This is a genomic window from Campylobacterota bacterium, assembly GCA_040752835.1.
Classification (GTDB): Bacteria; Campylobacterota; Campylobacteria; order Campylobacterales; family Sulfurimonadaceae; genus Sulfuricurvum.
Window position 1 is genome coordinate 402,484 of sequence record JBFMGG010000007.1, and the last position, 21,959, is coordinate 424,442.

The 21,959-nt window shown below is 53.9% G+C and carries 19 protein-coding genes; 2 read left to right on the forward strand and 17 right to left on the reverse strand.

Annotation, left to right across the window (positions count from 1 at the left end; all coding sequences use genetic code 11):
- The 15 genes from AB1763_08060 to AB1763_08130 all read right to left on the reverse strand — a co-directional run bounded on the left by AB1763_08060 (nucleotide 1) and on the right by AB1763_08130 (nucleotide 18,660).
- Nucleotides 1-624: a chemotaxis protein CheD gene (locus AB1763_08060; protein MEW5832775.1), complete on the reverse strand. Its 624-nt coding sequence runs from the start codon at nucleotides 622-624 to the stop codon at nucleotides 1-3.
- Nucleotides 621-1,457, reverse strand: coding sequence for a protein-glutamate O-methyltransferase CheR (locus AB1763_08065; protein ID MEW5832776.1), 837 nt, complete (start codon nucleotides 1,455-1,457; stop codon nucleotides 621-623). The genes AB1763_08060 and AB1763_08065 overlap by 4 nt, the downstream gene beginning before the upstream one ends.
- On the reverse strand, nucleotides 1,435-1,935 hold the full coding sequence (locus tag AB1763_08070) for a chemotaxis protein CheW (GenBank protein MEW5832777.1): 501 nt from the start codon (nucleotides 1,933-1,935) through the stop codon (nucleotides 1,435-1,437). The genes AB1763_08065 and AB1763_08070 overlap by 23 nt, the downstream gene beginning before the upstream one ends.
- 9 nt (nucleotides 1,936-1,944) lie before the next feature.
- Nucleotides 1,945-3,990, reverse strand: a complete 2,046-nt coding sequence (locus AB1763_08075; protein MEW5832778.1) for a chemotaxis protein CheA — start codon at nucleotides 3,988-3,990, stop codon at nucleotides 1,945-1,947.
- 8 nt (nucleotides 3,991-3,998) lie between these two features.
- Nucleotides 3,999-4,367: a response regulator gene (locus AB1763_08080; GenBank protein ID MEW5832779.1), complete on the reverse strand. Its 369-nt coding sequence runs from the start codon at nucleotides 4,365-4,367 to the stop codon at nucleotides 3,999-4,001.
- Nucleotides 4,368-4,388: 21 nt separating this feature from the next.
- On the reverse strand, nucleotides 4,389-5,246 hold the full coding sequence (locus tag AB1763_08085; protein ID MEW5832780.1) for a hypothetical protein: 858 nt from the start codon (nucleotides 5,244-5,246) through the stop codon (nucleotides 4,389-4,391).
- Nucleotides 5,247-5,375: 129 nt separating this feature from the next.
- The gene (locus AB1763_08090; GenBank protein MEW5832781.1) at nucleotides 5,376-7,742 is read right to left on the reverse strand and encodes a methyl-accepting chemotaxis protein; all 2,367 of its coding nucleotides are present in this window, start codon (nucleotides 7,740-7,742) and stop codon (nucleotides 5,376-5,378) included.
- A 140-nt stretch (nucleotides 7,743-7,882) separates the two neighbouring features.
- Nucleotides 7,883-9,235: a response regulator gene (locus AB1763_08095; protein MEW5832782.1), complete on the reverse strand. Its 1,353-nt coding sequence runs from the start codon at nucleotides 9,233-9,235 to the stop codon at nucleotides 7,883-7,885.
- Between the two features lie 94 nt (nucleotides 9,236-9,329).
- The gene (locus tag AB1763_08100) at nucleotides 9,330-10,721 is read right to left on the reverse strand and encodes a methyl-accepting chemotaxis protein (protein ID MEW5832783.1); all 1,392 of its coding nucleotides are present in this window, start codon (nucleotides 10,719-10,721) and stop codon (nucleotides 9,330-9,332) included.
- Nucleotides 10,722-10,737: 16 nt separating this feature from the next.
- Entirely contained in the window at nucleotides 10,738-11,142 is a 405-nt protein-coding gene (locus AB1763_08105) for a PAS domain-containing protein (GenBank protein ID MEW5832784.1), read from the reverse strand.
- 173 nt (nucleotides 11,143-11,315) lie between these two features.
- The gene (locus tag AB1763_08110) at nucleotides 11,316-12,428 is read right to left on the reverse strand and encodes a methyl-accepting chemotaxis protein (GenBank protein MEW5832785.1); all 1,113 of its coding nucleotides are present in this window, start codon (nucleotides 12,426-12,428) and stop codon (nucleotides 11,316-11,318) included.
- Nucleotides 12,429-12,568: 140 nt separating this feature from the next.
- On the reverse strand, nucleotides 12,569-14,503 hold the full coding sequence (locus AB1763_08115; GenBank protein MEW5832786.1) for a methyl-accepting chemotaxis protein: 1,935 nt from the start codon (nucleotides 14,501-14,503) through the stop codon (nucleotides 12,569-12,571).
- 91 nt (nucleotides 14,504-14,594) lie between these two features.
- Nucleotides 14,595-15,200 carry a POTRA domain-containing protein gene (locus AB1763_08120; GenBank protein MEW5832787.1) on the reverse strand — a complete coding sequence of 202 codons (606 nt, stop codon included), beginning with the start codon at nucleotides 15,198-15,200 and terminating at the stop codon, nucleotides 14,595-14,597.
- 85 nt (nucleotides 15,201-15,285) lie between these two features.
- A complete protein-coding gene (locus AB1763_08125; GenBank protein MEW5832788.1) occupies nucleotides 15,286-17,532 on the reverse strand; it encodes a methyl-accepting chemotaxis protein in 2,247 nt (748 codons plus the stop codon).
- A 15-nt stretch (nucleotides 17,533-17,547) separates the two neighbouring features.
- Nucleotides 17,548-18,660 (reverse strand): response regulator, encoded by a 1,113-nt coding sequence (locus tag AB1763_08130; GenBank protein ID MEW5832789.1) that lies wholly within the window; start codon nucleotides 18,658-18,660, stop codon nucleotides 17,548-17,550.
- Nucleotides 18,661-18,811: 151 nt separating this feature from the next.
- Here AB1763_08130 and AB1763_08135 point away from each other — a divergent pair, with 151 nt between their 5' ends.
- Nucleotides 18,812-19,414 (forward strand): class I SAM-dependent methyltransferase, encoded by a 603-nt coding sequence (locus AB1763_08135; GenBank protein ID MEW5832790.1) that lies wholly within the window; start codon nucleotides 18,812-18,814, stop codon nucleotides 19,412-19,414.
- A gap of 3 nt (nucleotides 19,415-19,417) precedes the next feature.
- On the opposite strand, the gene AB1763_08140 is transcribed toward AB1763_08135, so the two are convergent.
- On the reverse strand, nucleotides 19,418-19,843 hold the full coding sequence (locus AB1763_08140; protein MEW5832791.1) for a host attachment protein: 426 nt from the start codon (nucleotides 19,841-19,843) through the stop codon (nucleotides 19,418-19,420).
- Between the two features lie 121 nt (nucleotides 19,844-19,964).
- Between AB1763_08140 and nifE the strand changes: the two genes are divergently transcribed.
- Nucleotides 19,965-21,326, forward strand: coding sequence for a nitrogenase iron-molybdenum cofactor biosynthesis protein NifE (nifE, locus tag AB1763_08145; GenBank protein ID MEW5832792.1), 1,362 nt, complete (start codon nucleotides 19,965-19,967; stop codon nucleotides 21,324-21,326).
- Here the strand turns inward: nifE and AB1763_08150 are convergent.
- A complete protein-coding gene (locus AB1763_08150) occupies nucleotides 21,323-21,904 on the reverse strand; it encodes an NAD(P)H-dependent oxidoreductase (protein MEW5832793.1) in 582 nt (193 codons plus the stop codon). The genes nifE and AB1763_08150 overlap by 4 nt on opposite strands.
- Nucleotides 21,905-21,959 lie beyond the last annotated feature (55 nt).

Sequence of the window (21,959 nt, forward strand, 5' to 3'; positions counted from 1 at the left end):
CTAGAACAATATGACGCCGCTCTCTGCGGGGGCGCTTTCGGTCTTGTTGACCGCGCGGGCGAGGGCGCGGTCGGCCTGGGCGAGTTTTTCGTCCATCGAACGGTTGGCGATCGTTTTCGCGATGGTCTGGAAATCGCGGTCGAGCATTACGACGCGGCCGTTGCTTCCCAGGACGTTTTCGGCGACGATCCGGATCCCCTCGGATCGGCAAAACTGACGCGCGAAGAGGACGTTGCGCTCCCCGATGCTGTCGCTGAGATCGTGCAGGATATTCGCGCCGCCGGCGATTTTGGCCGAGATGTTTTCTTTGCGGCAGCCGAGTTTGTACATTTCGTTGAGCATCGCCTCCATGGCGTAGAGTCCGAAACGGCAGGAAGTCCCCTGCGCACACGAGGTGGGGAGGAGAAAATGGTTCATCCCTTTGACCTGCAGCGCCGCATCGTAGAGCATGACCGCCACGCATGAACCCAGCAGGGTGGTGATGGGGAGGTCGTCTTCGTCGTAGGTGATGGCGAACTCTCCCCCGATGATCCCGAGGGTCTCTTTGTTGCGGATGTATTTGATCGCGTCGGGACGCGACAGTTTGACGATTTTGGAATCAACCGTCCCTTTGATGATTTTCATGGATACTCTTTGGTTTTGACAAAAATATTCTGGCCGTACCGCTCGACGTAGGGGCTGAGCTCCAGCGGGCTCTCCGAATGACCCAGATAGAGCGTTCCTCCGGGTTTGAGCGTGCGGAACAGCTTTTTCAAGATGGCGTTCTGGTCGTTCTGGTTGAAATAGATGAGCACGTTTCGGCAGAACACGACGTCGAACTCATGGGGCTTGAACGGATACTCCTGCGCCATCAGGTTGTGACGTTCGAAGCGGACGCGCCGTGCGAGCGTTTCTTTGACCTTGATCAGGTAATCGCCCTCTTTGGTCGGATGTGCCCGACGTTTGAAAAATTCCGAGGGGCGTATCCATTCGGGAAAGTCCTCGGCGTTTTTTTTCCATTCGTAGATGCCGTTGGAGGCATGGCGGAGTACGTCGGTATCGATGTCGGTCGCCAGCAGCGAATAGTTCAGTCCCGGATAGGAATGGATCGATTTGGCCGCTTCCATCGTCATCAGGATCGAATAGGGCTCTTCCCCCGTCGATGCCGCCGAACAGTAGATCTTCAGCTCCGTACCCGTCCCGGCGGCCTGTTTGAAAACGCGGTCTTTGAGGTCGTCGAAGTGAAACGATTCCCGGAAAAAATTGGTTTTGTTGGTCGTAAAGGTGCTGATGAACGTATCGACGTAACGTCCCTGCTCGACGGCGCCTAAAATCGCGTCGATATCGTCGTGCGCGACGTCGCGCTTGAGCTTGTCGAGGCGGTTGGCGATCATGACGTCCTTATTCGCACCCAGGGTAATGCCGCTGTGGCGGTACGCCAGCTCGCGGGCACGATCAAGCTGACGCGCTGTATACATTCGTCGCTCCCTCACCGGCGCGGGAGAGGCGCTGCATCTCGTCTTTGTCGAGGATACGGTCGATGTCGAGGATGACGATCATTTTCTCCTCTTTTTTGAACAGCCCCTTGAGGTATTCGGGTGCGATGGAGGTCCCCATGTCGGGGGCGGGGTAGAGGCGGTCGAGATCGACGTTTTCCATATCCGAGACTTCGTCGACGACGAGGCCGATCATGCGCATATCCTGAGTTTTGACGGCGATGATGATCGTGCGGTTCGTATAGATCGGATCGTCGTTGACGTTGAAACGGACCCTCAGATCGATGACCGGGGCCACTTCGCCGCGCAGGTTGATCACCCCCTTGACCCAGCGGCTGGCGTCGGGAATCGGGGTGACGGTCGGATAGGTGAGAATCTCGCGCACCTTGTTGATCTGAATACCGTAGGTTTCGTTGCCGAGTTTGAAAGTCAGAAGCTGGTTGCTCTCGATGATGGCCATGGCGTTCTCCTAGTAATTTTTCTCTAATATGTTCATTGTGTCGATGATAAGGCCGATCGTTCCGTCTCCGCGTACCGTGGCGCCGCCGATCCCCTGCGCGTTGCGGAAATTTTTGTCCAGCGGTTTGATGACAAACTGCTGCTGGTTCATGAACTCGTCGACGAAGAGGGCGATTTTCTGCGCGGCCGAACGTACCACGATGAGCAGCCCTTCGGTGAGCTTGCGGTACTGGGGGGCGACGTTGAATACGTTGTGCAGCCGAACGATCGGGATAAACTCGTTGCGCAGCATGAGCATCTCCGAATCCTTGTCCCCGATGTGCTTGATCATCTCTTCTTCGGGCTTTAGCGATTCGATAATCGCCGACAACGGCAGGATAAACTGCTCGCGCCCGATTCGGATATTGAGCCCGTCGAGGATCGCGAGCGTCAGGGGAAGGGCGATCGTAAACGTCGTGCCGTACCCCTCTTCGGTGTCTACCTTGATCGCGCCGCCGAGTTTTTTGATGTTGGACATGACCACGTCCATCCCGACGCCGCGCCCCGAAATGTCGGTAACCGCGTCGGCGGTCGAGAGACCCGGGGCAAAGATCAGCATCGCTTTTTCCTCTTTGCTCATGGCTGCGGCCTGATGCTCGTCGATGACCCCGTTTTCGAGTGCTTTGGCCGTCACTTTGGCGACGTTGATCCCGCCGCCGTCGTCTTGGATCTTGATGATCATCTGCCCGTTGGCCTGTTCGGCGCTCATCATCAGCGTTCCCGTTTCGGGTTTTCCGAGGGCACGCCGTTTTTCGGGCGATTCGATCCCGTGATCCAGACCGTTGCGGACGATGTGCATCAGAGGATCGGTGAGCCCTTCGATCATCGCCTTGTCGATTTCGACGCTTTCGCCGAAATGTTTGAAATCGATTTTTTTATCGAGTTTTTTGGCGGTATCGCGGATCACTTTGGGAAACTTCGAAAAAACGGTCTCCATCGGCACCATCCGGACGCTCATGACCGATTCTTGGAGCTCTCTGATATGGCGGTCGATCAGATCAAGCCGTTCGGAGAGTTCGGCTTTTATCTTCTGGTCTTCCATCGTGTAGGTGTACTGCGAGAGCATCGAGTGTGCGATGACCAGTTCGCCGATGTTGTTCATCAAACCGTCGATTTTCGACAGATCCACGCGGATCGAATTCGAGGTGCTGTCGGCTTTGAACTTCTTGGCTTCCTTGTTTTCCGCTGTAAGGGCTTCTTTGGGCGTTGCGGGTTTGGAGACTGCGGTGTCGGCTGTTTGGACCGAGCGCACCGGGATGTCGTCGAAAAACCCGAAATCCTCCTCGAGGGCGATCGGAGCCGACGGGGCATCGTCGAAAAAGCCGAACCCTCCGGAACCCGAGGATAGTTCGTCTCCCGCCCGGCGGAAAGCCTCTTGTTCCAGATCGTCGAAAAATCCGAAAATCTCTTCGAACGGGGGAACTTCATGCTCTTGCGGGGAGTGTGCACGATCGTCGAACAAGCCGAAGTATTCGTCCATCCCCTGCGGCAGTTCCGTCTCCTCCGAGGGCTCCTGGCCCAGAGGGCCGAACCCTTCTTCATCATCGAGGGGAAGAAGCAGCCCGAAATCCTCATCGCTGCCGGCAGAGGCGGTGAGCATTTCCAGCTCGCGCGAGTCTTCGTTAAAAGCGTCGATCTTGCGCAGGAGAAGCGCCTTGATCTCCGCGAAACGATCCTCTGCCAGTTCGCTTGCCAGTTCGAGTTCGAGCACCTCTTTGAGGGTGTCGATACCTTCGATCAGCAACCCCGCCATGCTCTCTTCGAACGAGAGCTCGCCGTTGCGCAGGCGGTCCATGAAAAATTCGAGTTCATGGGCGAGGGCCGCGAACATCGCAAGCTCGACCGACGCGGAGTTGCCTTTGAGGGTGTGGACGGACCGGAAGAGCGAATTGATCGTTTCACCGTCCATGTCGCCGCTCTCTTCGGCTTCGAGTAACAGCGTATCGATCGTCTCGAAAATATCTTCGGCCTCTTCGAGGAACATCTGCCGATATTTATTAATATCAAAAACTGCCATAACCTTCCTTAGCGGCTGAGAACGATTCCGACCGCCTTGAGAAGCTGCTCGGGTACGAACGGCTTGACGATCCATCCGGTTGCTCCGACCGCCTTTCCTTTGGCTTTCATGTCGTCGTTCTTTTCGGTAGTGAGGGTCAGAATCGGGGTTTTGGCGTACGAGGGAAGCTTGCGCAGTTCCACGATCAGGTCAAATCCGTTCATGTTGGGCATGTTGATGTCGGTCACGATCAGGTCGAACACCGTCGCTTTGGCTTTTTCGAGACCGTCGGCACCGTCGATCGCTTCGGTGACGTCGGGGTATCCCCCTTCGTTCAGGGCGTATTTGACCATGTCGCGCAGCATATTGGAATCGTCAACAATCAAAATCTTTGGCATATTTTTCTCCGTATTTGGGTATTAAAACAACGTAAAGTCGTCGATATCGACCTGCTCAGGTTTGCACCCTTGCATGGCATCCTCATGGCCCATCGCGTAATCGCGCTGTTCTTGGATCGTGTAAAACGGTACGAGTCTGGCTTTGAGCTCGTCTTGCTCGGCCATGCTGACGCTGCATCCGTTTTCGCGGGCATGGGCGATGTCGTCTTCCATGATCTTGCTGATCCCGTCGATCATCTGGGTGATCCGGTCTTCGCACTGGAGCACCATGATGAAACCGAACATCGCCTTGATCACCTCGTCGGTCCGGGAGAGGATCGAGTGGGTCATGTTCCACGACTCTTCCAGATCGTTGAACTCTTCGGGGACGATCTGGGTTTTGAGGGCGGTCAGTTTTTCGTAGGCGACCGCGGCGTCCTTGTGGATTGCGCGCATCTCTTCGACCCGCTCTTCGAAGATGGTCTCGATTTCACGCGTGCTTTCGCGCATGCTCTGTTTGATCCCCTCGAGGTTTGCCTGATGGACGCCGGTATCGACGCTAAAGCGGCTGAGGATCTCCCGGAGGCGGCGAGTTCGGGCTTTTTGGTCGATATGGTTCCGGTAGGCTTCGAGCATCGCCGGGAGACGTTCGAGCCGTTTGCGGTCGATCCACGCGCTGAACGAATCCGGGACGAGTCGCCGTTCGCTCTCGGGGTCATTCAGCGCGATGATGAAAAAGCACTCTTTGGGATCGACGAAAGCGCCTGCGTACTCGGCGTGTTCGAGCCCGCATACCAAAACGTCGCATCCCTTCTCCCGTGCGTCGACCGGAGCGAAACCGCTCCCCTCGAGTGAGGGGAACCGCTCTTCGTCTTCTAACAAATTCCAGAGGGTATTCATTACCGTATCCTTTTAAAACTACGGTGTCAGTATTCCGTATTAGTGTTGCAATATTGTGGCAAAACGGTTGTTTCGCCGTCCGTGAAAAAAGGGGTGGCGGGGGTGAAGCGCCTAAGGCGATTCACGTGGTTAAAAACTCTCCCAGATATCATCGCTCTCATGTTTGACCGGCGGCTTGGGAGCCGTATGGGCAGGTTTGACAGAAGCCCGGATCGCAGGACGTACGGGTGTAGGGGAAGGGCGCGCAGTACCATGGGCGGCGTGTGTCGGGTGTTCGGAAACCTGCTGGGTCTGTGCGCAGGCGTTTGCGCGGACCTTGTTGAGTGATGCAAACACTTTGGCGGTGTCGTTTTCGATCTCTTTGGCGATCCGTCCGAGCTCTTCGTGTGTGGCTCCCGCTTTTTCGCGGTTGATGTACTCCTGAACCTTCTGGTGGACGTGGGCATGGTTGGAGAGGAGTTCGTTCCATTCGGAGCCTTGGGCATAACTCTCGTTGCTGTGGGCCTGGATCCATTTACCAAGATCGCACTGGTGCTCGTTCGTGACCGTCCATGCGGTGACGCTCTCTTTGAGTTTGCCGAAGTTGTTGTTTTTGAAATTGATGTGGTCGAATTTGAGTTTGTTCGTTTCGAACATCATGTCGATTCGGCAGACGCGGTTTTCGGACTCTTTGCGGTATTTGGTCTTTGCCGAGGTCGCGCTGAGGGTTTGCGACATCCCCAGAATCTCTTCGCTGAGCTTGCTCACTTCGCCCGCAAGCGACGCGTTTTGCTGCGTCATCTGATCGAGCTGCGCGACGGCGGAATTGATCTGGTTGATCCCCGCCATCTGTTCGCGGCTGCCGTTGGCGACGTCCTGGACCAGCTGGGTCGTGTGGGAGATTTTCTGGTTGATGACGTCGAACCCTTTCATCATGTTTTCGCTCACCGCCAGACCGTCTTTGGATTTGGCGTTGGCCAGTTCGGCGAGTTCTTTGATCTGCGAGGCGGCGTCGGCGCTGCGGTTGGCGAGGTTGCGCACTTCCTGGGCGACGACGGCGAACCCTTTGCCCGCTTCGCCTGCGGTGGCCGCTTCGACGGCGGCATTGAGCGAGAGGATATTGGTCTGGAAGGCGATGTTTTCGATGATGGCAACCGCTTCGTTGATCGCCTGGGTCGCTTTGCTGATCTCGTTCATCGACATGACCGTCGTATCGGCGAGGGCTTTGCCTTCGCTGGCGGCCTGTTCGGTTTCACGTGCCAGCGACGCCATTTCGGAGGCTTTCTGGCTGTTGGCCGAGATGTTGCTGGTGAGCTCTTCGATCGCGGCGGCGGTCTCTTCGAGACTTGAGGCCTGCGTGTTGCTCGATCCGGAGAGATCGTTGCTCGCGTTCGAGAGGGTGGTCGCCCCCTGGTTGAGGGCGATGCCGTTTTTGGAAAGGAGGGCCATGAAATCGCCGATGCTTTCGCTGAGCACCTGCAGGCTCGTCATCATCCCGCCGAGTTCGCCGGAGTATTTGCCCGTCTCGAATTCGACGGCGAAATCGCTGGTCCCCAGAGCCGACATGACGCGCGAGATTTCGGCGGTCGCTTTTTCCATTTCGGCCAGGGCGGTGTTGAAACCGTTGATAGCTTGTTGAAGATTCGGGCTTCCCGCCTGGATTTTGATCCTGCTCGAAACAAACCCGATCGCCATCATCTCGCTGACACGGCGGATATCGTCGATCGCCGCTTTGTCTTGTTGGGCGATTGCGTCGAGTTTCTTCATGTAGCCGTTGAACAAGTGCGAGATTTCTCCCATCTCATCTTTTGAATGGATCGGAAGCTGATACTTCGTATCGTTGGAGTTTTGTATTGATAAAAAACCTTCCTTGACGTTGTTTATGCTCTTCATAATCGATCGGATAACCATTGTTCCGATAACGAAAAGAGCCGAACCGGACAGGATGAGCAAGGTTATGACTAGAATTCTAGACATTTCATAAATTTCGGCTGCTTTGTCTTTTTCGGCTTTTGCTACTTTTAATTGCAATTCTATCAGGGCCGAAATTTTCTCACCGATGGGGTCAATCATGGGATAAAGCTCTTGAACGCTGATATTTGCGACAAGCTGAGCATCTCGAGCATGACACGCTTGTAAAATTTTTTCAGAAATTTCATTTCCTCTGGTCATCAAAATTTCTGCCTCTTTGGCCAACTTGGCTTCTTCGGGTGTTAAAGTAGTGGACATATATGCTTTCCAGTTCTCGTCTACCACTTTTTTCGCATCATCGATATTTTTCGCACAGTCGTTGAAACTGATATTTCCGTTGCGCGTTTTGTGGGTTGTGTCAACGATATTCACCGCATACGCATCAGCGATTTTTTTAAGTTGTTCCAGAGGAACGACCCTGTCGTTATATACGGTTTCTAATCCTGCATTAACCTCGGCAAGTTTTAAAATACCGAACAAACCTATGACTATCGCTGTTAAAATACCTAGTGTGATAAGCAGATTTATTTTTGCTTTGATGAGCATGTTGTTTAGAAAATTCAAAGGACTAATCCCCCTCTAAGATTGTTGTGCATTCTGAACTCCTTGCAGATCGGTATATAAGATGGCGGAACTATAAAGAAACAGTGTTGCGTTTTTGTTGCAAAATCGGTTTATTTTTTTTGTCAGAAAGCAAAAATATCGTCTATGTCGCCGTCTTGATTCTCGATTGCCGGCTGAATTCCGAGCATGCTTTCGAGCATGGCCGCATTACTGATGATGGTATCGTTCATGTAATCCACGCTCGGAGCCCCATCGTAAAAAACGGTTTGGACCCAGTTCATCAGATCCATTCCGAAGGTTTTACAAAACATACCCAGCGATGCCGATTTTTCGATAAACGCCTCTATGCTGTCGTGTATCGATGTCGCCAGGGAATTCAGTGCGCGGGAGATCGGATAGCTTTCGGGATACATCGATGCCGTTTTGGCGATACGGTCGAGATAATACGAAATTTCCGCTACTTCATCATCTGTGATGTAGCCGCTGCCGACCATCAGCAAATGGGTATTGAGTCGCGAGAGATACTCATTGATGTTTTCCAGGTCTTCGGGGTCCATGTACTCGAACGTACGTATTTCTGCCGCGTCTGAAGTATCCAAAGAGGCGATATGGGAGATGCCTGCTTCCTCAGATGCGCTCAACCCGCCGTCAGATCCTTTTGTCTGCATATGCGCATTGTCGGGTATATGAACGCTTTCTTCCGTGATCTTGGCTTCTGGAAGAGGCGAAAGAATGCAGAGTTTGCTGCGGTTGCTTTTCATATTCGCGATTCCCGGCGTTTTTTTCAGTGCAGACTGGATCAGGGAAGTTTTGACTTTCGAAAGTCCTTCGATCGTGAAATAGAGATTGCTATCCGATTCTTCAACCCAGATATGTGGTTTGACCGAACAGTCCAGGCAGAGCGTTCCGATATCGTGTATTGCCCGAACGGCATCGGAGAGTTCGGGAGTCGCATCATGGGCTTTAAGAAGATAATATTCCCAAAACTCGGCCAGAACGTCATAATCCTTGACAAAAAAAGAGAGTGTCCGCGCATAGGTATTGTGGCCGAAAAGGTTATGCCCTTCGTGCAGCGAAAGATGGTGGCATCGCGCGTCGATAAGTGCGAGGTAGTTTTTTAGACGCGCGAGGAATATGTCGGGATTGATGGGTTTTCTGATGTAATCTTCGGCTCCGCTGTGCAAAATGTTTTTCTTTTGTTCGGCATTATCGGGGTCGGATATCGCAACGATCAGTACGTTGCTGTTTCGGGAACGGATTCTTTTGACCGTTTCGACGCCGTCGAGTTCGGAAACGGCGATTTCGGTGAAAACGAGATGGAAGCGCTCGAGCTCACACAGCATCACCGCTTCGGCGCCGTTGTCGACGGTATGCACGGTAAGCTGTTGTTCTTTTTCCAGGGCATGGGTTTCGATGAGGCGTCGGATCGATTCACGGCTATGCGGATCACGGTCGATAATAAGGATGTTTTTCATGTTTCTCCGATTGCGTAACCAAACGCTGTGTTGTCGTTATAAAAAGGTTAAAAAGATACCGCTGCGGCGAAGCCGCATGGAGCGATGGGGGGCTCTAGAAGCTTTCCCAGACATCGTCTTGTAGAACGACGGCAGGTTTGGAAGGAGGAGTGGAACGTTTTGACGGCATATTTGAAGGAGCGAAATGGCTTGAAGCCGGCATCGTTGGCTTGGGTGTGTTAACAGACGACAGAATCTTTGATTTGGCCGCAAAATTTTTATTGGATGCGTCTTCAACCATTGTCAGCGCTTTGCGAATCGTCGAATCGGCGATATTGTCGGCTTCGGAAGCTACTTTCGCGTTTTCTTGCGTCATCTGGTCGAGCTGGGTAACGGCGGTATTGATCTGGCTGATACCCTGCATCTGTTCACGGCTCGCGTTGCTGACGTCCTGGACGAGCATCGTGGTCTGCTCGATCTTTTCGGCGATCACTTCGAACCCTTTGGTAAGCTCGGTGGCGATGTTCATCCCCTCGTCCGATTTGGCGGCGGCCTGTTCGGCGAGGGATTTTATCTCTTTGGCGGCGTCGGCGCTGCGGTTGGCGAGGTTGCGCACTTCCTGGGCGACGACGGCGAACCCTTTGCCCGCTTCGCCTGCGGTGGCCGCTTCGACGGCGGCGTTGAGCGAGAGGATGTTCGTCTGGAACGCAATGTTTTCGATGATGGCGACGGCGTTGTTGATCGAACGGGTCGCCTCCTGGATCTCGGTCATCGCCGATGCGGTGCGGTTGGCGAGCTGGGCGCCGTGTTTGGCACTTTCGTCCGTTTGTGCCGCCATGCGGGCCATATCGTTGGCCTTTTGGGCGTTGTTTTGGACGTTGCTCGTCATCTCTTCCATCGCTGCTGCGGTCTCTTCGAGGCTTGCGGCTTGCTGGTTGCTCGCGGTAGAGAGAGATTCGACCGCCATTTTCAGCGTATTGGCGTCGTTTTGGAGTTCCAAACCGTTGCTCAGGGATGTCCCCAGCATATCGTTGATCGAATTTTGCATGGCGTTTAGTCCGACGATCAGCCGTTCCAGGATCCCCCCTTTTTCATCATCGGGATTGAGATGGGCTGTAGGCGTGTAGTCGTGGCGTGCATAGCTTTCTAAAATCTCGTCGATTTGAAGGAAACGGGCACGGTTTATGCGAATCATATCGTTGAGTGTTTTTATGAACGAATTGAGCTCACCCGTTTCAGGTACCGCTTCGATAAATTCCGAGTACCATCCGTTTTTGACGCGTAACATGATGCGTTGGGCTTCGGCAACGGCGTACATGTCTTTGATGTTGCGATTGATGCACGCTTCGAGGCGGGAGGTAATGAGTTGGCCGACCGGGTGGAGTTTGTTGTCCGAAAACTGTTTATCGGCGTACGGATTGGTATTGCGTTTCCCCTCGATGATGTCGAAGGCGGTATTGAGCATATTTTCGAGCAGCTGGGCGTCTTTTGCGCTGATTCCGAACATTGGAATATCCTTTTTGTTAGTGAAGTGTTTTGTACAGTTCGACGGCCGAAGCGATTTCGTCTTCGGCGGGTTTTTTCCGGCACGACATGTAATAGCGTTTACCCTCGCGCATGACGGGAAAAACCGTTGCGTAGACCCAGTAAAAACCGTTCCCGCCCTTGACCGAATTTTTGACGAACCCGGTCCAGATTTTGCCCGATCTGACCGTATCCCAGAGGTCTTTAAACGCGGCACGGGGCATGTCGGGATGGCGGACGAGGTTGCGGGGTTTTCCTCTTAACTCATCGATTGAATATCCGGCTACTTCGCAAAAATCGTTGTTGGCGAACGTGATGATACCTCTTTCATCGGTTTCGGATACGAGAAACGCTTCGGATGTCAGAACGCGTTCGGAGCCGTTGTAGGTAAAAATCTGTGACATAAGGACAATCATCTCCTGAGTGGGTTGGTCGATTCTTCTGTTGCGGTTTGTCAAAAAAGAATCTTTTGGTACGACGAATTATCCGACATTAGTGTTGCAAGTTTGTGGCAATCGAAAGAGGATGCTGAAAAAGCGGGGATTTTCCCGCTTTTTCGAAGGTGCACGAGGAGTGGTTATCGCCCTAGACGGCTGGAACGTTCTTCTTGCAGCATGGAGGTAAGAATACGGATCACCTCCTGGCTGGCCTCTTCGGCTTTTTTGAAATAAGTTGCAACGTTTTCGGACTCCTGGGTACAGCTGTTGTTTTTAACACATTCGACAGCGGCGATGATATTGTCATGAACCGTTTTATGCGGTGCTTCAAGCCGTACAAAGCTCGGAGTCGTACCGAAGATTTTTTCACCGTTTCCGCCTTTTGCCCATCGGCCGAGACGGCAGTGGTGATGGTCGACGAATTCTTCTTCAAGACGCAGTGTAAATACGCTTTTATAACCTTTGGCTTTAAACAGCAGATGATCGAGTTTGACCAGAACCATGAACACCGAATAAAGAACGTTGGTCGATTCGCTGTCGATCTCTTTTGCCTGTTCGTTTAGCTGATGAAGCGTTTGGCTGAATTCTTCGAGTTTTTGTGCGGACGATGAGGAGATGGTTTCCATGTTGGACGAACGTTCGTAGATCTCCACGGCATTTTGTTTCAGGCTCTGCACGCTGATTTCGACTTCCTGGGTCGCTTTTTGCGTCCGCTCTGCGAGCTTTCGGACTTCATCGGCGACGACCGCGAATCCGCGTCCGTGCTCTCCGGCACGTGCGGCTTCGATCGCGGCGTTGAGAGCCAAGAGATTGGTCTGATCGGATATGTCTTTGATCAGGTTGATAATCTGGCTGATCGCGCTGACGCTTTCGTTTAATTGTGAGACTGACCCGTAGTTATCGGTAATATTGCCCACAAGCTCTTGTTGGACAGCGAGCAGTTCACGGATTTCGGCATTGATTTCAAGAACGTTTTCCCGGTTGCTTTTGTTGAGCCGTTCGATCGATTCGAGTTCGTGAACGTTCTCGGTGAGATCTTTTTGCAAAAGTGCAAGATCGGTCTGACATCCTGATGTAAGCCCTTCGGTCAGCTGGTGAACCAGTCGGCTCATCGCTACGTTGTCGCGCAAGCGGGAAATTTCTTGTTTGAGCTCCTCGTTTTCGCTTTCCAGCCGGCGGTTGTCGTTTTCAAGCCGTGTGATTGCCGCCTGCATCGGAACGGTGTCGACGGCGGTGTCGCGTTTAAAAAACATAAAAAAAAAACTCCTTATTGATGATTTTGTGATCATAAGCAACATTATATAAAATAAAAATTAATTGTTAATTTTATATTTAGCTTATATAAAAGGCGACGCTATCGCCGCCTGCTCGAACGGTGCGATCTCCTCGGTCGTTATTCCCCGTCTGCGGATTTCGCGGTTTCCGAGGGGAGACGGTCCATCAGGGCAAAGAGCTCGGTACTTGCCTCTTCCATATCGCGGAAGTTGGCGATGATCTCGCTTGCGTGGGTCAGGCAGAGCTGCCCGGTGGTGTCTTTGATGAAAGCGAGATTTTTATTGACGCGGTCATGGACGATTTCGTGCGGCCGGGTCATCTGCGCGAAGCTCGTCGTTTTGCCGAAGCGCCGACGCCCCTCTTCGTTATACCATTGGCCGATGCTGCACTGCTGCGTCGTCAGCACCTCAAGACGGGGCTCACAGCGCATGAGGCTGTTGTAGGCGCGCGATTTGTAGATGATGTGGTCGATTTTCGCCAGGACGATGAAGACGCTGTTTTCCATCATGTACGACGAATTGACGATGCTTGTCGACGTCTCGTTGAGCCGGATCAGGGTTTTTTCGAAATCGTGGATGTGCTCGGTCGAGGATTCGACCACCCGGTTCATCTCTTCGGCACTTTTTTCGATGTCGCTCATATCCTGTTTGAGCGAGTTGATCGAGACGGCGATTTCACCCGTGGCTTTGTGCGTCCGCTCGGCCAGTTTGCGCACTTCGTCGGCGACGACCGCGAAACCGCGTCCGTGCTCGCCGGCCCGTGCGGCTTCGATCGCGGCATTGAGCGCGAGGAGGTTGGTCTGCTCGGCGATGTCGGTGATGAGCCGGATGATCGAATTGATCTCCTGCGTGCGCGAAGCCATATGGATGATCGCCTCGTTGTTTTCGTTGACGCTTTGTTTCATCGTTTCGAGTTCACGTACGATCATTTCGATCGTTTGACGGCTGTCGTCGGAGAGGTTGGCGGCCTCTTTCGTCGATCGGGTCACCTCTTTGAGATTGGCGATGTTGTGCTCGAGATTGTGCTGGATGACCGCGAGCGATTCGGTCACTTCGACCGAGAGCTTGCTCAGCTCCGAATTGAGCGCGTCGCGCTGCTTTTTCCCTTCCTGCTCTTCCATTACACGGATCGAATTGCGGACCAGTTCGGTCGCGTCGATGAACTCGCCGTGCATCCCTTGCGAACTCAGCGGTACGCTAAAATCCCCGCGCGTCGCGTTGCCGATGGTGAGATTGATCCGGTGGATAAAAGTCTCTATCTGGCTGATGAGCTGTTCGAGCGAATGCCCCATGAGGCCGAGTTCGGTCCCAGGAGCCGCCTCGATGCGGGTCTGGGCAAAATTACCTTCGGCGACGCGGCGTATGACGAGGGTAAACGATTCGAGTGCCGAAACGATGGAACGCTGGACGAGATTGGCGAACACGAAAATCATCACCGCAACCGCGATCCCCGAGACCATGACCGCCGTTTTGAAAAAGAGGATGTTGTCGTGCATCTCATCGGTAGCGGCGATGAAGCGGTCCCGCTTCATTTTGACCACTTTTTCGAAACTTTCGCGTGAGGCTTCGGCATAGGGAGTCAGCTCTTTTTTGTACTGGCCGTAAATGGGGATCGTGTTGGCCGAAATGAGGGTTTTATCCATTTTGCCGAGGGTCTGCATCAGCGCCATCGTGTTGTCCAGAAACGCGAACGTCGTCCGCTTGGCTTCGGCGATCAGCGATTCGGACTCCGAGTCGGCCAGTTTTTCGAGTTCGGCGAAGTTCTTTTTGATTTTTTCGGATCGCTCCTGGAGTTTCACCATGTTTTTGTCATAGCTGTTGCCGAGCATGATGTCGCGGCTAGTGCGGCTGACGTAATTGAGGTCTTTTTCGATTTCTAGGGTATACAGCGCTCCGGCCGTGGCGTTTTGCTGCAGCTGGGTATAGTCGGATTCGATTTTGCTCAGGGCGAAAAAGACGAATACCGCAGCGAAGACGACCGCCGCCGTGACGCTGAGGACGAGATAGGTCATCCGCTGTCGGATGGAGAGCCGTTCGAACAAAGACGTGTTCATGAGGTTCCCCCTTTCGGTTACATTTTTATTACATTGCAATCAGGGGTATCGTAACGCTTTAATGTTGCAAATGTGTGGCAAAATCGTCCGATCAGTTTTTCCCTTCGCGGGCGTAGCGGGCTTTGAAAGATGGGTATTTTTTGATCGCGACGGTGACGATGCCGTTTTCGTCGGCCTGCGCGATTTCGGCGTAGGCGAGTTCGTAGCGGCGGGAACGGTAATAATCTTGGACCGTTTTAACCAGTTTCGCGAGTGCGGCGTCGTTGTGCTCGGTCCCCAGCAGCGGTTCGATCTCTTTCATCAGACGGTAGGTGGAAATCTTTTCGTTTCCGGTGAAAAAGACGCGGTTGATCAGCCCTTTGTGCAACGGCCGCCGCTCCATTTCACCGATGGAACGCCGGTTGAAATCGGTATATTTTTTGATACTGACGGTCACGGTGCGGTTTTTTTCGTCGATGGAGGCGACCGAAGCGTAGGCGAGGCTGAAATTGTTTTTACGGTAAAACGACTCGACGTCTCCTGCGATCCGCTCAGCGGTGGAAGCGTCAAGCGTTTTGCCCAGATAGGGCTGAACCAGCGCATTGAGTTTCTTGGTCGGGATTTTTTCGTTACCTTCGAAAACGATTTTGTCGATGGGGGTCGAAGCCCAAAGGGAGAGGGATAAGAGTGCGAGTGAAAGCAAGACGTTAACGCGCATGCATGCTCCTTGAAGTAAATTGGGGAATTGTATGACGTTAGTGTGGCAAGTGTGTTGCAAATGCGCAGGCGCGCGGGGAGGCGGGTTAGAGATTCCCGCCGCAGTTGAGGGATTTGATGGCATCGAGTCCGCTGAAAACGCCGCGCGTCGCCTCTTCAAGATCGCGCGTGATCCGCTCGAGAGTCTGGGAAGAGGCACGGGATAGATCGGCTTCGATGTAGGACTGCACCCCGCTGTGTACTTTTTCATGGGCGCTGAGCAGCGCATTCCACGCTTCGCCCTGGGCAAACGGCGCCGAAGCGTGTTCATCGATCCATTTGCCAAGATTGCACTCGTGGTGGTTGCTCACCCGCCAGACGCTGTGTTCGCTTTTGAGTTTTTTGTAGTTGTTCTCTTTGAAATTGATGTGGTCCATTTTGAGTTTTGTCGTGTCGAACATTATTTGTACGTCACAAATTTGTCGTTCGACGCTTTGGTCGTATTTGACACGAGAGAGCATATGGCCAAAGTGTTCCGTTTTATCGAGGATTTCGTTGGCTATCTGGGCGACGTTGTTGGCGGTTTTGGCGTTTTGCTGCGTCATCTGGTCTAGCTGGCTGACGGCATCGTTGATCTGGTTGATACCCGCCATCTGTTCACGGCTTGCGTTCACTACGTCGCGCACCATCGCGTCGGTTTCGGTGATCTTGCGGGCGATCGTCGAGAAACTTTCCATCATGTTCTGGGAGGTTTCCAGACCCCCTTGCGATTTTTCGCGCGCGCTGCGGGCGAGCTGCTGGATCTGCGCTGCGGCGTCGGCGCTGCGGTTGGCGAGGTTGCGCACTTCCTGGGCGACGACGGCGAACCCTTTGCCCGCTTCCCCGGCGGTGGCCGCTTCGACGGCGGCGTTTAGCGAGAGGATGTTGGTCTGGAACGCGATGTTGTCGATGATGTCGACCGCCTGGTTGATCGCTTCGGTCGCGCGGACGATTTCATGCATCGCTTCGAGGCTTTCACCCGCTACGGTGTTACCCCGCTCGGCGGCATGCATCGCTTCCTGGGCCGTACGGGCCATCGTTTCGGCTTTCGAGGTATTGGATGCGACGTTCGAGGTGAGCTCTTCGATAGCCGCAGCGGTCTCTTCGAGGCTCGAAGCCTGCTGGTTGGCGCTCGCACTCAGTTCGTCGCCCGAAGAGGCGAGATGATGGGCGTCGCGGGTAAATTCGTGCGAAAATTTTGCAATCAGGGCAAAAATTTCGCTGTTGGAGACTGTCATCGCTCGAAGTGCCTGGTCTATTGACGCAAACGACCCTTTCGCGTCGCGCGATTCTCCCGATTGGCTGTAGTCGCCCTGGGCAAAACCGATGAATGTTGTTATCAGTTTTCCGAAGGTGAGCTCGATTTCGTCAAGGAACGTATTGAGCGTGCGGGAGAGCTGCTGGAGATTGGGATCGCTGTACCGGGTGGCGATACGGTGGTGGAGAAATCCTTTGCTGGCGTTTGAACAGATGGTTTCGAAATCGAGGATCGCCTGCTGCTGTTCGTTGAACTTCGCTTCCGCTTCTTTGATATTGCGGTTGATCATGGCTCCCATTTTCCCGAATTCGTCGCTTCCCAGATCAGGCAGGGGCTGGGCGTGTTTCTCTTCTCCCCCCAGAAAACGGAAAAATCCGAGCAGGCCGTTCTGCGCCAGCGAGAGGGATTCCTTGATCTGCGAGGCGATCATGAGCATGATAACGATCATCGCGGCGATGCCGATCGCTCCGCCGATGCCCGCGACGATTCCCCACATGAGAATATCGTTTTTAAAGGTCTCTTTCATTCGTGCGGCTTCGTCCATTTTAGACGCTACGAGGCTCTTCATCGATTCGCGCGACGCTTTGGCCAGCGGTGAAAAATTGGCATGATAAAAACGGTAGGTGGCTCCCAGATCGTGCGGTCCGTTTCGGAGGGTACGCATCAGATCGCGCGACGACGTGATAAACACCATCGCGTCGTTTTTGGCTTTTTTGCACACGCGTCGTTGCGCCGCGTCGCTGGTCGTCTGCTCCATCCGTGTAAAGAGGGTCTCGATCTTCGCGTACGTGTCGTCGAGTTTGTTCAGGTTTTCGTTCAGATCGCCGCCGAGCATGATCTCACGGGTGATACGGCTGAAATAGTTCAGCTCTTTTTCGGTCTCCAGTACGGCTTTGACCCCTTCGAAGCTTCGCTGATCGAAGCTTTCGAACTCTTTGTTGAGCGAATTGGTCGCCAGCAGGAAAATCAGTGTTTCGAAAATCACGACCGCAGAGGCGAGCACCATGATGAAGCCGAGTTTTTTCGAGACCGGTATACCGGTAAGCCATTGTTTCATTGCCGAATCCTTGTGTTAGAATAATTCGATATCGTTCTCCGACGATACCGCGTGCTGATTGCTCAAAAGTCCTTCCAGGCTGAGGGCATCGCTGATGAGCGAATTGTCCAGATAGTGGATGTCCTCGGCACGTCGGTAGTGCAGTACCTCTTTACGCCATCGTTCGAGGTTGTCAAAGAGCGAGGAGAGCATCGGCATGATCGCGGGGAGTTTCCCCGGATCGTCGACCGATTCGAAGGTTCTGGCCAGTTGCTGTATCCCGTACGAGAGGGCTCCGAACTGGGGGATCAGCTCGATTTCCCGCGCGTAATCGCGCAGGATGTCCGTGAGGCTTGAAAGCGTCTCCTGGGTCGCGTTGCGCTCGGCATTGGTAAGCAGGAGATGGAAGCTGTCCTCGAGCAGTTCGAGCTCTTCATCGGTTTTATCCAGTTCGAGCGGGTAAGCGCCGTGGAACTCTTCGGCACTCATTTTTTCATTGCGCGTGTAGAGCATCACCTTTTCGCTTTCGTTGAGCTCACGCCCGGCGGCGTGATCGTTGTAGAGCTCGCACGTCTGCGGGGGAACGAAGGTCTGGGCACTTTCGGCGCGGGGCTCCCTGGCGGCATTACGTTTGTCGCGCTTGTATTCGTCGAGCGCGCAGCTGAGTTCCAGATTCGCTTCGCGCAGTTCGCGGTTCGATTCTTCGAGCATCGTGCTGAAATAATCGAGCATCTTCTGATCGTACACCGCCTGGCACGTTTTTTCGAGCTGCATGAGCACTTCGTTCATTTTGAGCGGCTTGACGATGAAAGCGTCGATCCCGATATTGATCAGCTGCAGCAGCCGTTCGCTCTCCGAATTGCCCGAAACGACGACGATCCGCTGCTGCGGATTGAGCTCGCGGATGTTTGCGGCCAGCTCGGTGCCGCTCATGACGGGCATGGCGAGGTCGGTCACGACAAGATCGTAGGGTGCGGACTGATAGAGCATGATCGCTTCGACCCCGTCGGATGCAATGTCGATGGTTTTGAAAAAACGCTGTAGAAAAGATTGCAGTTGTTTTTGGAGGAGAGGATCGTCCTCTACGAGCAGCAGTCGCATCTCAAATCCGATCTCTTTGAGATGTTTGGCTACAAAGCTGTAATCCATTCGGCCATTCCTTGATAATTGAAAATAATACGGATCATGGAAGGCATTGTGCCACTATAGTGTCGCAACTGTGTTGCAATTTCGGCCTCTTCGGACGTTGATTTTTTCATTTTTTTGATTCATAATGCGGCGAGTAAAAAAGGGGGGAACGATGACGGAGCGTTTTGACCGTGCGGCGGAAAATTGGGACAAAGGGGACATGCGGCGATTCATCGCCGAGTCGGTTTTTCAGACGATCGCAAGCCGCATCGCCCTGCTGGGGCACATGGATATTCTCGATTTCGGATGCGGCACGGGACTGCTGGGATTCCGCATCGCCCCGCAGGTGCGTTCGGTAACGGGAGTCGATCTTTCCGAAAAGATGCTCGAGCAGGCCGCCGCGAAAAATACGCCGCACTTGCGGATGGAAGTGGTGCGGGCTGACCTGATAAACGAGCCGCTGGAGCGGATGTTCGATGGAATCGTCAGCTCGATGGCGATGCACCACGTCGACGATACCGGGGCGCTGTTCCGGGCGTTTCGGAAGCATCTCAAACGTGACGGTTTTGTCGCGGTCGCCGACCTCGATGCCGAAGACGGAACCTTTCACTCCCACGGAAACGAAGGGGTGCACCATCTGGGATTCGATCGGGAAAAACTCCGCGAAACGATCGAAGAAACGGGGTTTTCGAACGTACGGTTCCATACTGCCTGCACGGTCGAAAAAGAGGGCAAAAAATACCCCGTTTTTCTGGTTACCGCGACGAAACTCTGATCGTCAGGAAAAATGTCCGAGCAGCTCTTGCGGGCCGGATTTGCGCAGATCGGCGCTCACGGATTTGGCAATCGCCTGCCGTGCCGTTTCGGAAAGCGCCGCGAGGAGTTCGTTGTGGTGACGTGCGGGAAAAGCGAGGTAACACGATTCCGGCTGCGCATCGGCGAGAATCTTCGAGATGTCTCCGGCCACCATGCGTACGAGTTCCTGTTGAGCGTGATGCTCCAAAGAGTGATTTTCACCGCTGGAGTGGTGAAAGTTTCCGCGGTCGTCACTGAGCATATCCCCCGTTGTTTTGCGTCCTTCGATGTAATCGATATCCTCCAGCGCCTCCACATGGTAACGCCCCGTTTCTGAAATATAATCCACTCTGTAGCTTTTGAGACCGCCCATATCGGCGGCGATGATCCGTTTTCCTGCGTGTTCCATCTATTCCCTCCTGCGATACAAAAATTATCGAAACGAATAAATAGTACTCCCGTATACTTAAAGAAACGTTGAGATCGTACGGAATTTGCATACGGTAAAGACTTCATGCGAGGAGCCTCACATGGTCAGCCGTGCCAAGATCAAAGAACTGCTCAACGAGAGCGCCTGTTCACACAGCAAGAACAAAAAACCCGGCGAGGGGTGCGACAAGCCCAAGCCGGGGCTGGCCGCCGGGGGATGCGCGTTCGACGGTGCGCAGATATCGCTCTTTCCCTACGCCGACGCCGTCCATCTCGTTCACGGCCCCCAGACATGCCTGGGGGCCTCATGGGAGACACGCGAGACAAAAACGTCGTACAACGGGCGCGACCATACCCAGATGGGATTTACGACGGGGATTTCGACGAACGACGTCATTTTCGGCGGCGACAAAAGGCTCGCAGATTCGATCGATTATATTGCAGAACACTATCGCCCCGAAGCGATTTTCGTCTATTCGACCTGCGTTACGGCACTGGTGGGAGACGACATCGACGCCACCTGCCGCGCAGGGAGTGAACGCCACGCCATCCCGGTCGTTCCCGTCCATGCCCCCGGATTCGTCGGGAGCAAAAACCTCGGGTCGCGTCTGGCGGGCGAAGCGGTACTCGAACACCTCATCGGGACCAAGGAACCCGAACATACCACCCCATACGACATCAACCTTATCGGTGATTACAACGTTACGGGGGATATGTGGCAGTACCTCCCGCTGTTCGAAAAGATCGGCATACGGGTTTTGAGTTCGCTCAGCGGCGACGGTCGGGTAGGGGATATCCGCATGGCGCACCGTGCACGGCTCAACGTCATTGTCTGCGCCAAATCGCTCATTACCCTGACGCGCAAGATGCAGGAGCGCTACGGCATTCCCTGGATCTCGGTCTCGTTTTACGGCAAACGCGACACAACCGCCGCGATTCGCGAGATTGTCGCGGCACTGGGAGATCCCGGACTCGTCGCGCGCGCCGAAACGGTGATTGCCGAAGCCGAGGCGGAGCTGGAAGAAAAACTCGCCCCCTACAAGGCGCTGTTCGCGGGGAAAAAAGCGGTGCTCAACACGGGGGGAAACAAAGCGTGGTCGATCGCTTCGGGGCTACAGGACCTTGGGATCGAAGTGGTAGCGACAAGCGTCGCCAAATCGACGCAGGACGACATCGACAAGGCGCGCGAGTACCTCGGACCCGACGGCATTTTGATGACCAAACCTGCCGCCGAGCAGGCCGGGGTGATCGATAGGAGCGGGGCGCATATCCTCCTCGCCGGAGGGCGCAGCCTCTATACGGCGATCAAGAAAAAGATCAGTTTTATCGACGTAAACCAGGAGAAAAAGACGAGTTACGGAGGATACGAAGGGTTGCTTAACCTCGCCGAAGAACTCAAACACGCGTTGCGCAACCCCGTCTTTGCCAACGTTGCACGCCCAGCCCCGTGGGAGGCGGATTAGGAGAAGTTTTCGCCCAGCTTCTCACGCAGCCCTCCCAGCGCCGTATCGATGCTGAAATCGGCTCCGTAGACGTTGTGAACCGAATAACTGGGATAAGGCTGCGCCCCGCAGAACTGAAACGCCTTGTGCAGCGCGACGTTCGCCTGATCGAGGCTGAGCCCCTCGAAAAAACCGTCCGGATTGCCAAACTCGCTCGGGGGACAGTTGTAGGTAAAGCTGAGCATGTAGCGCTTGTTTTTCATCAGCCCGCCGCTTCCGTACTTTCCGCCTTCGGCGCGTCCGTCGTTGACGAACGTCACGGTGCCGTTGCCGCCCGAGAGGATCTCGTCCAGGTATTTTTTCCCCAGCCAGGGCAGCCCCATCCAGTAAACGGGAGACTGGACGAAAAACAGGTCGGCCCATGCGAATTTTTCCAGTTCTTCGGCGACGTCGTAGCCGTTTTCGATCACCGTCTCTTTGACGTCATAACCGTTTGCGGTAAAAAATGCTTTGGCTTCGGTAACAAGATCGCGGGTCAGGTTGCCGTTGGCGAACCCTTCGTATTTTTGGTGGAGGTTGAGGAGGAGGATGTGTTTCATGGGTTACTCCGTATTATTTGAGATAATCATATCATTTTTGATGTGATTAGAATTA

Bases quoted from the DNA above. Each gene is read 5' to 3' on its own strand.
- AB1763_08080 (MEW5832779.1), bottom strand. From the start codon at position 4,367: ATGCCAAAGATTTTGATTGTTGACGATTCCAATATGCTGCGCGACATG.
- AB1763_08105 (MEW5832784.1), bottom strand. From the start codon at position 11,142: ATGTCACAGATTTTTACCTACAACGGCTCCGAACGCGTTCTGACATCC.
- AB1763_08070 (MEW5832777.1), bottom strand. From the start codon at position 1,935: ATGGCCATCATCGAGAGCAACCAGCTTCTGACTTTCAAACTCGGCAAC.
- AB1763_08120 (MEW5832787.1), bottom strand. From the start codon at position 15,200: ATGCGCGTTAACGTCTTGCTTTCACTCGCACTCTTATCCCTCTCCCTT.
- AB1763_08130 (MEW5832789.1), bottom strand. From the start codon at position 18,660: ATGGATTACAGCTTTGTAGCCAAACATCTCAAAGAGATCGGATTTGAG.
- AB1763_08060 (MEW5832775.1), bottom strand. From the start codon at position 624: ATGAAAATCATCAAAGGGACGGTTGATTCCAAAATCGTCAAACTGTCG.
- AB1763_08115 (MEW5832786.1), bottom strand. From the start codon at position 14,503: ATGAACACGTCTTTGTTCGAACGGCTCTCCATCCGACAGCGGATGACC.
- AB1763_08100 (MEW5832783.1), bottom strand. From the start codon at position 10,721: ATGTTCGGAATCAGCGCAAAAGACGCCCAGCTGCTCGAAAATATGCTC.
- nifE (MEW5832792.1), top strand. From the start codon at position 19,965: ATGGTCAGCCGTGCCAAGATCAAAGAACTGCTCAACGAGAGCGCCTGT.
- AB1763_08140 (MEW5832791.1), bottom strand. From the start codon at position 19,843: ATGGAACACGCAGGAAAACGGATCATCGCCGCCGATATGGGCGGTCTC.
- AB1763_08125 (MEW5832788.1), bottom strand. From the start codon at position 17,532: ATGAAACAATGGCTTACCGGTATACCGGTCTCGAAAAAACTCGGCTTC.
- AB1763_08150 (MEW5832793.1), bottom strand. From the start codon at position 21,904: ATGAAACACATCCTCCTCCTCAACCTCCACCAAAAATACGAAGGGTTC.
- AB1763_08085 (MEW5832780.1), bottom strand. From the start codon at position 5,246: ATGAATACCCTCTGGAATTTGTTAGAAGACGAAGAGCGGTTCCCCTCA.
- AB1763_08090 (MEW5832781.1), bottom strand. From the start codon at position 7,742: ATGCTCATCAAAGCAAAAATAAATCTGCTTATCACACTAGGTATTTTA.
- AB1763_08075 (MEW5832778.1), bottom strand. From the start codon at position 3,990: ATGGCAGTTTTTGATATTAATAAATATCGGCAGATGTTCCTCGAAGAG.
- AB1763_08095 (MEW5832782.1), bottom strand. From the start codon at position 9,235: ATGAAAAACATCCTTATTATCGACCGTGATCCGCATAGCCGTGAATCG.
- AB1763_08110 (MEW5832785.1), bottom strand. From the start codon at position 12,428: ATGTTTTTTAAACGCGACACCGCCGTCGACACCGTTCCGATGCAGGCG.
- AB1763_08065 (MEW5832776.1), bottom strand. From the start codon at position 1,457: ATGTATACAGCGCGTCAGCTTGATCGTGCCCGCGAGCTGGCGTACCGC.
- AB1763_08135 (MEW5832790.1), top strand. From the start codon at position 18,812: ATGACGGAGCGTTTTGACCGTGCGGCGGAAAATTGGGACAAAGGGGAC.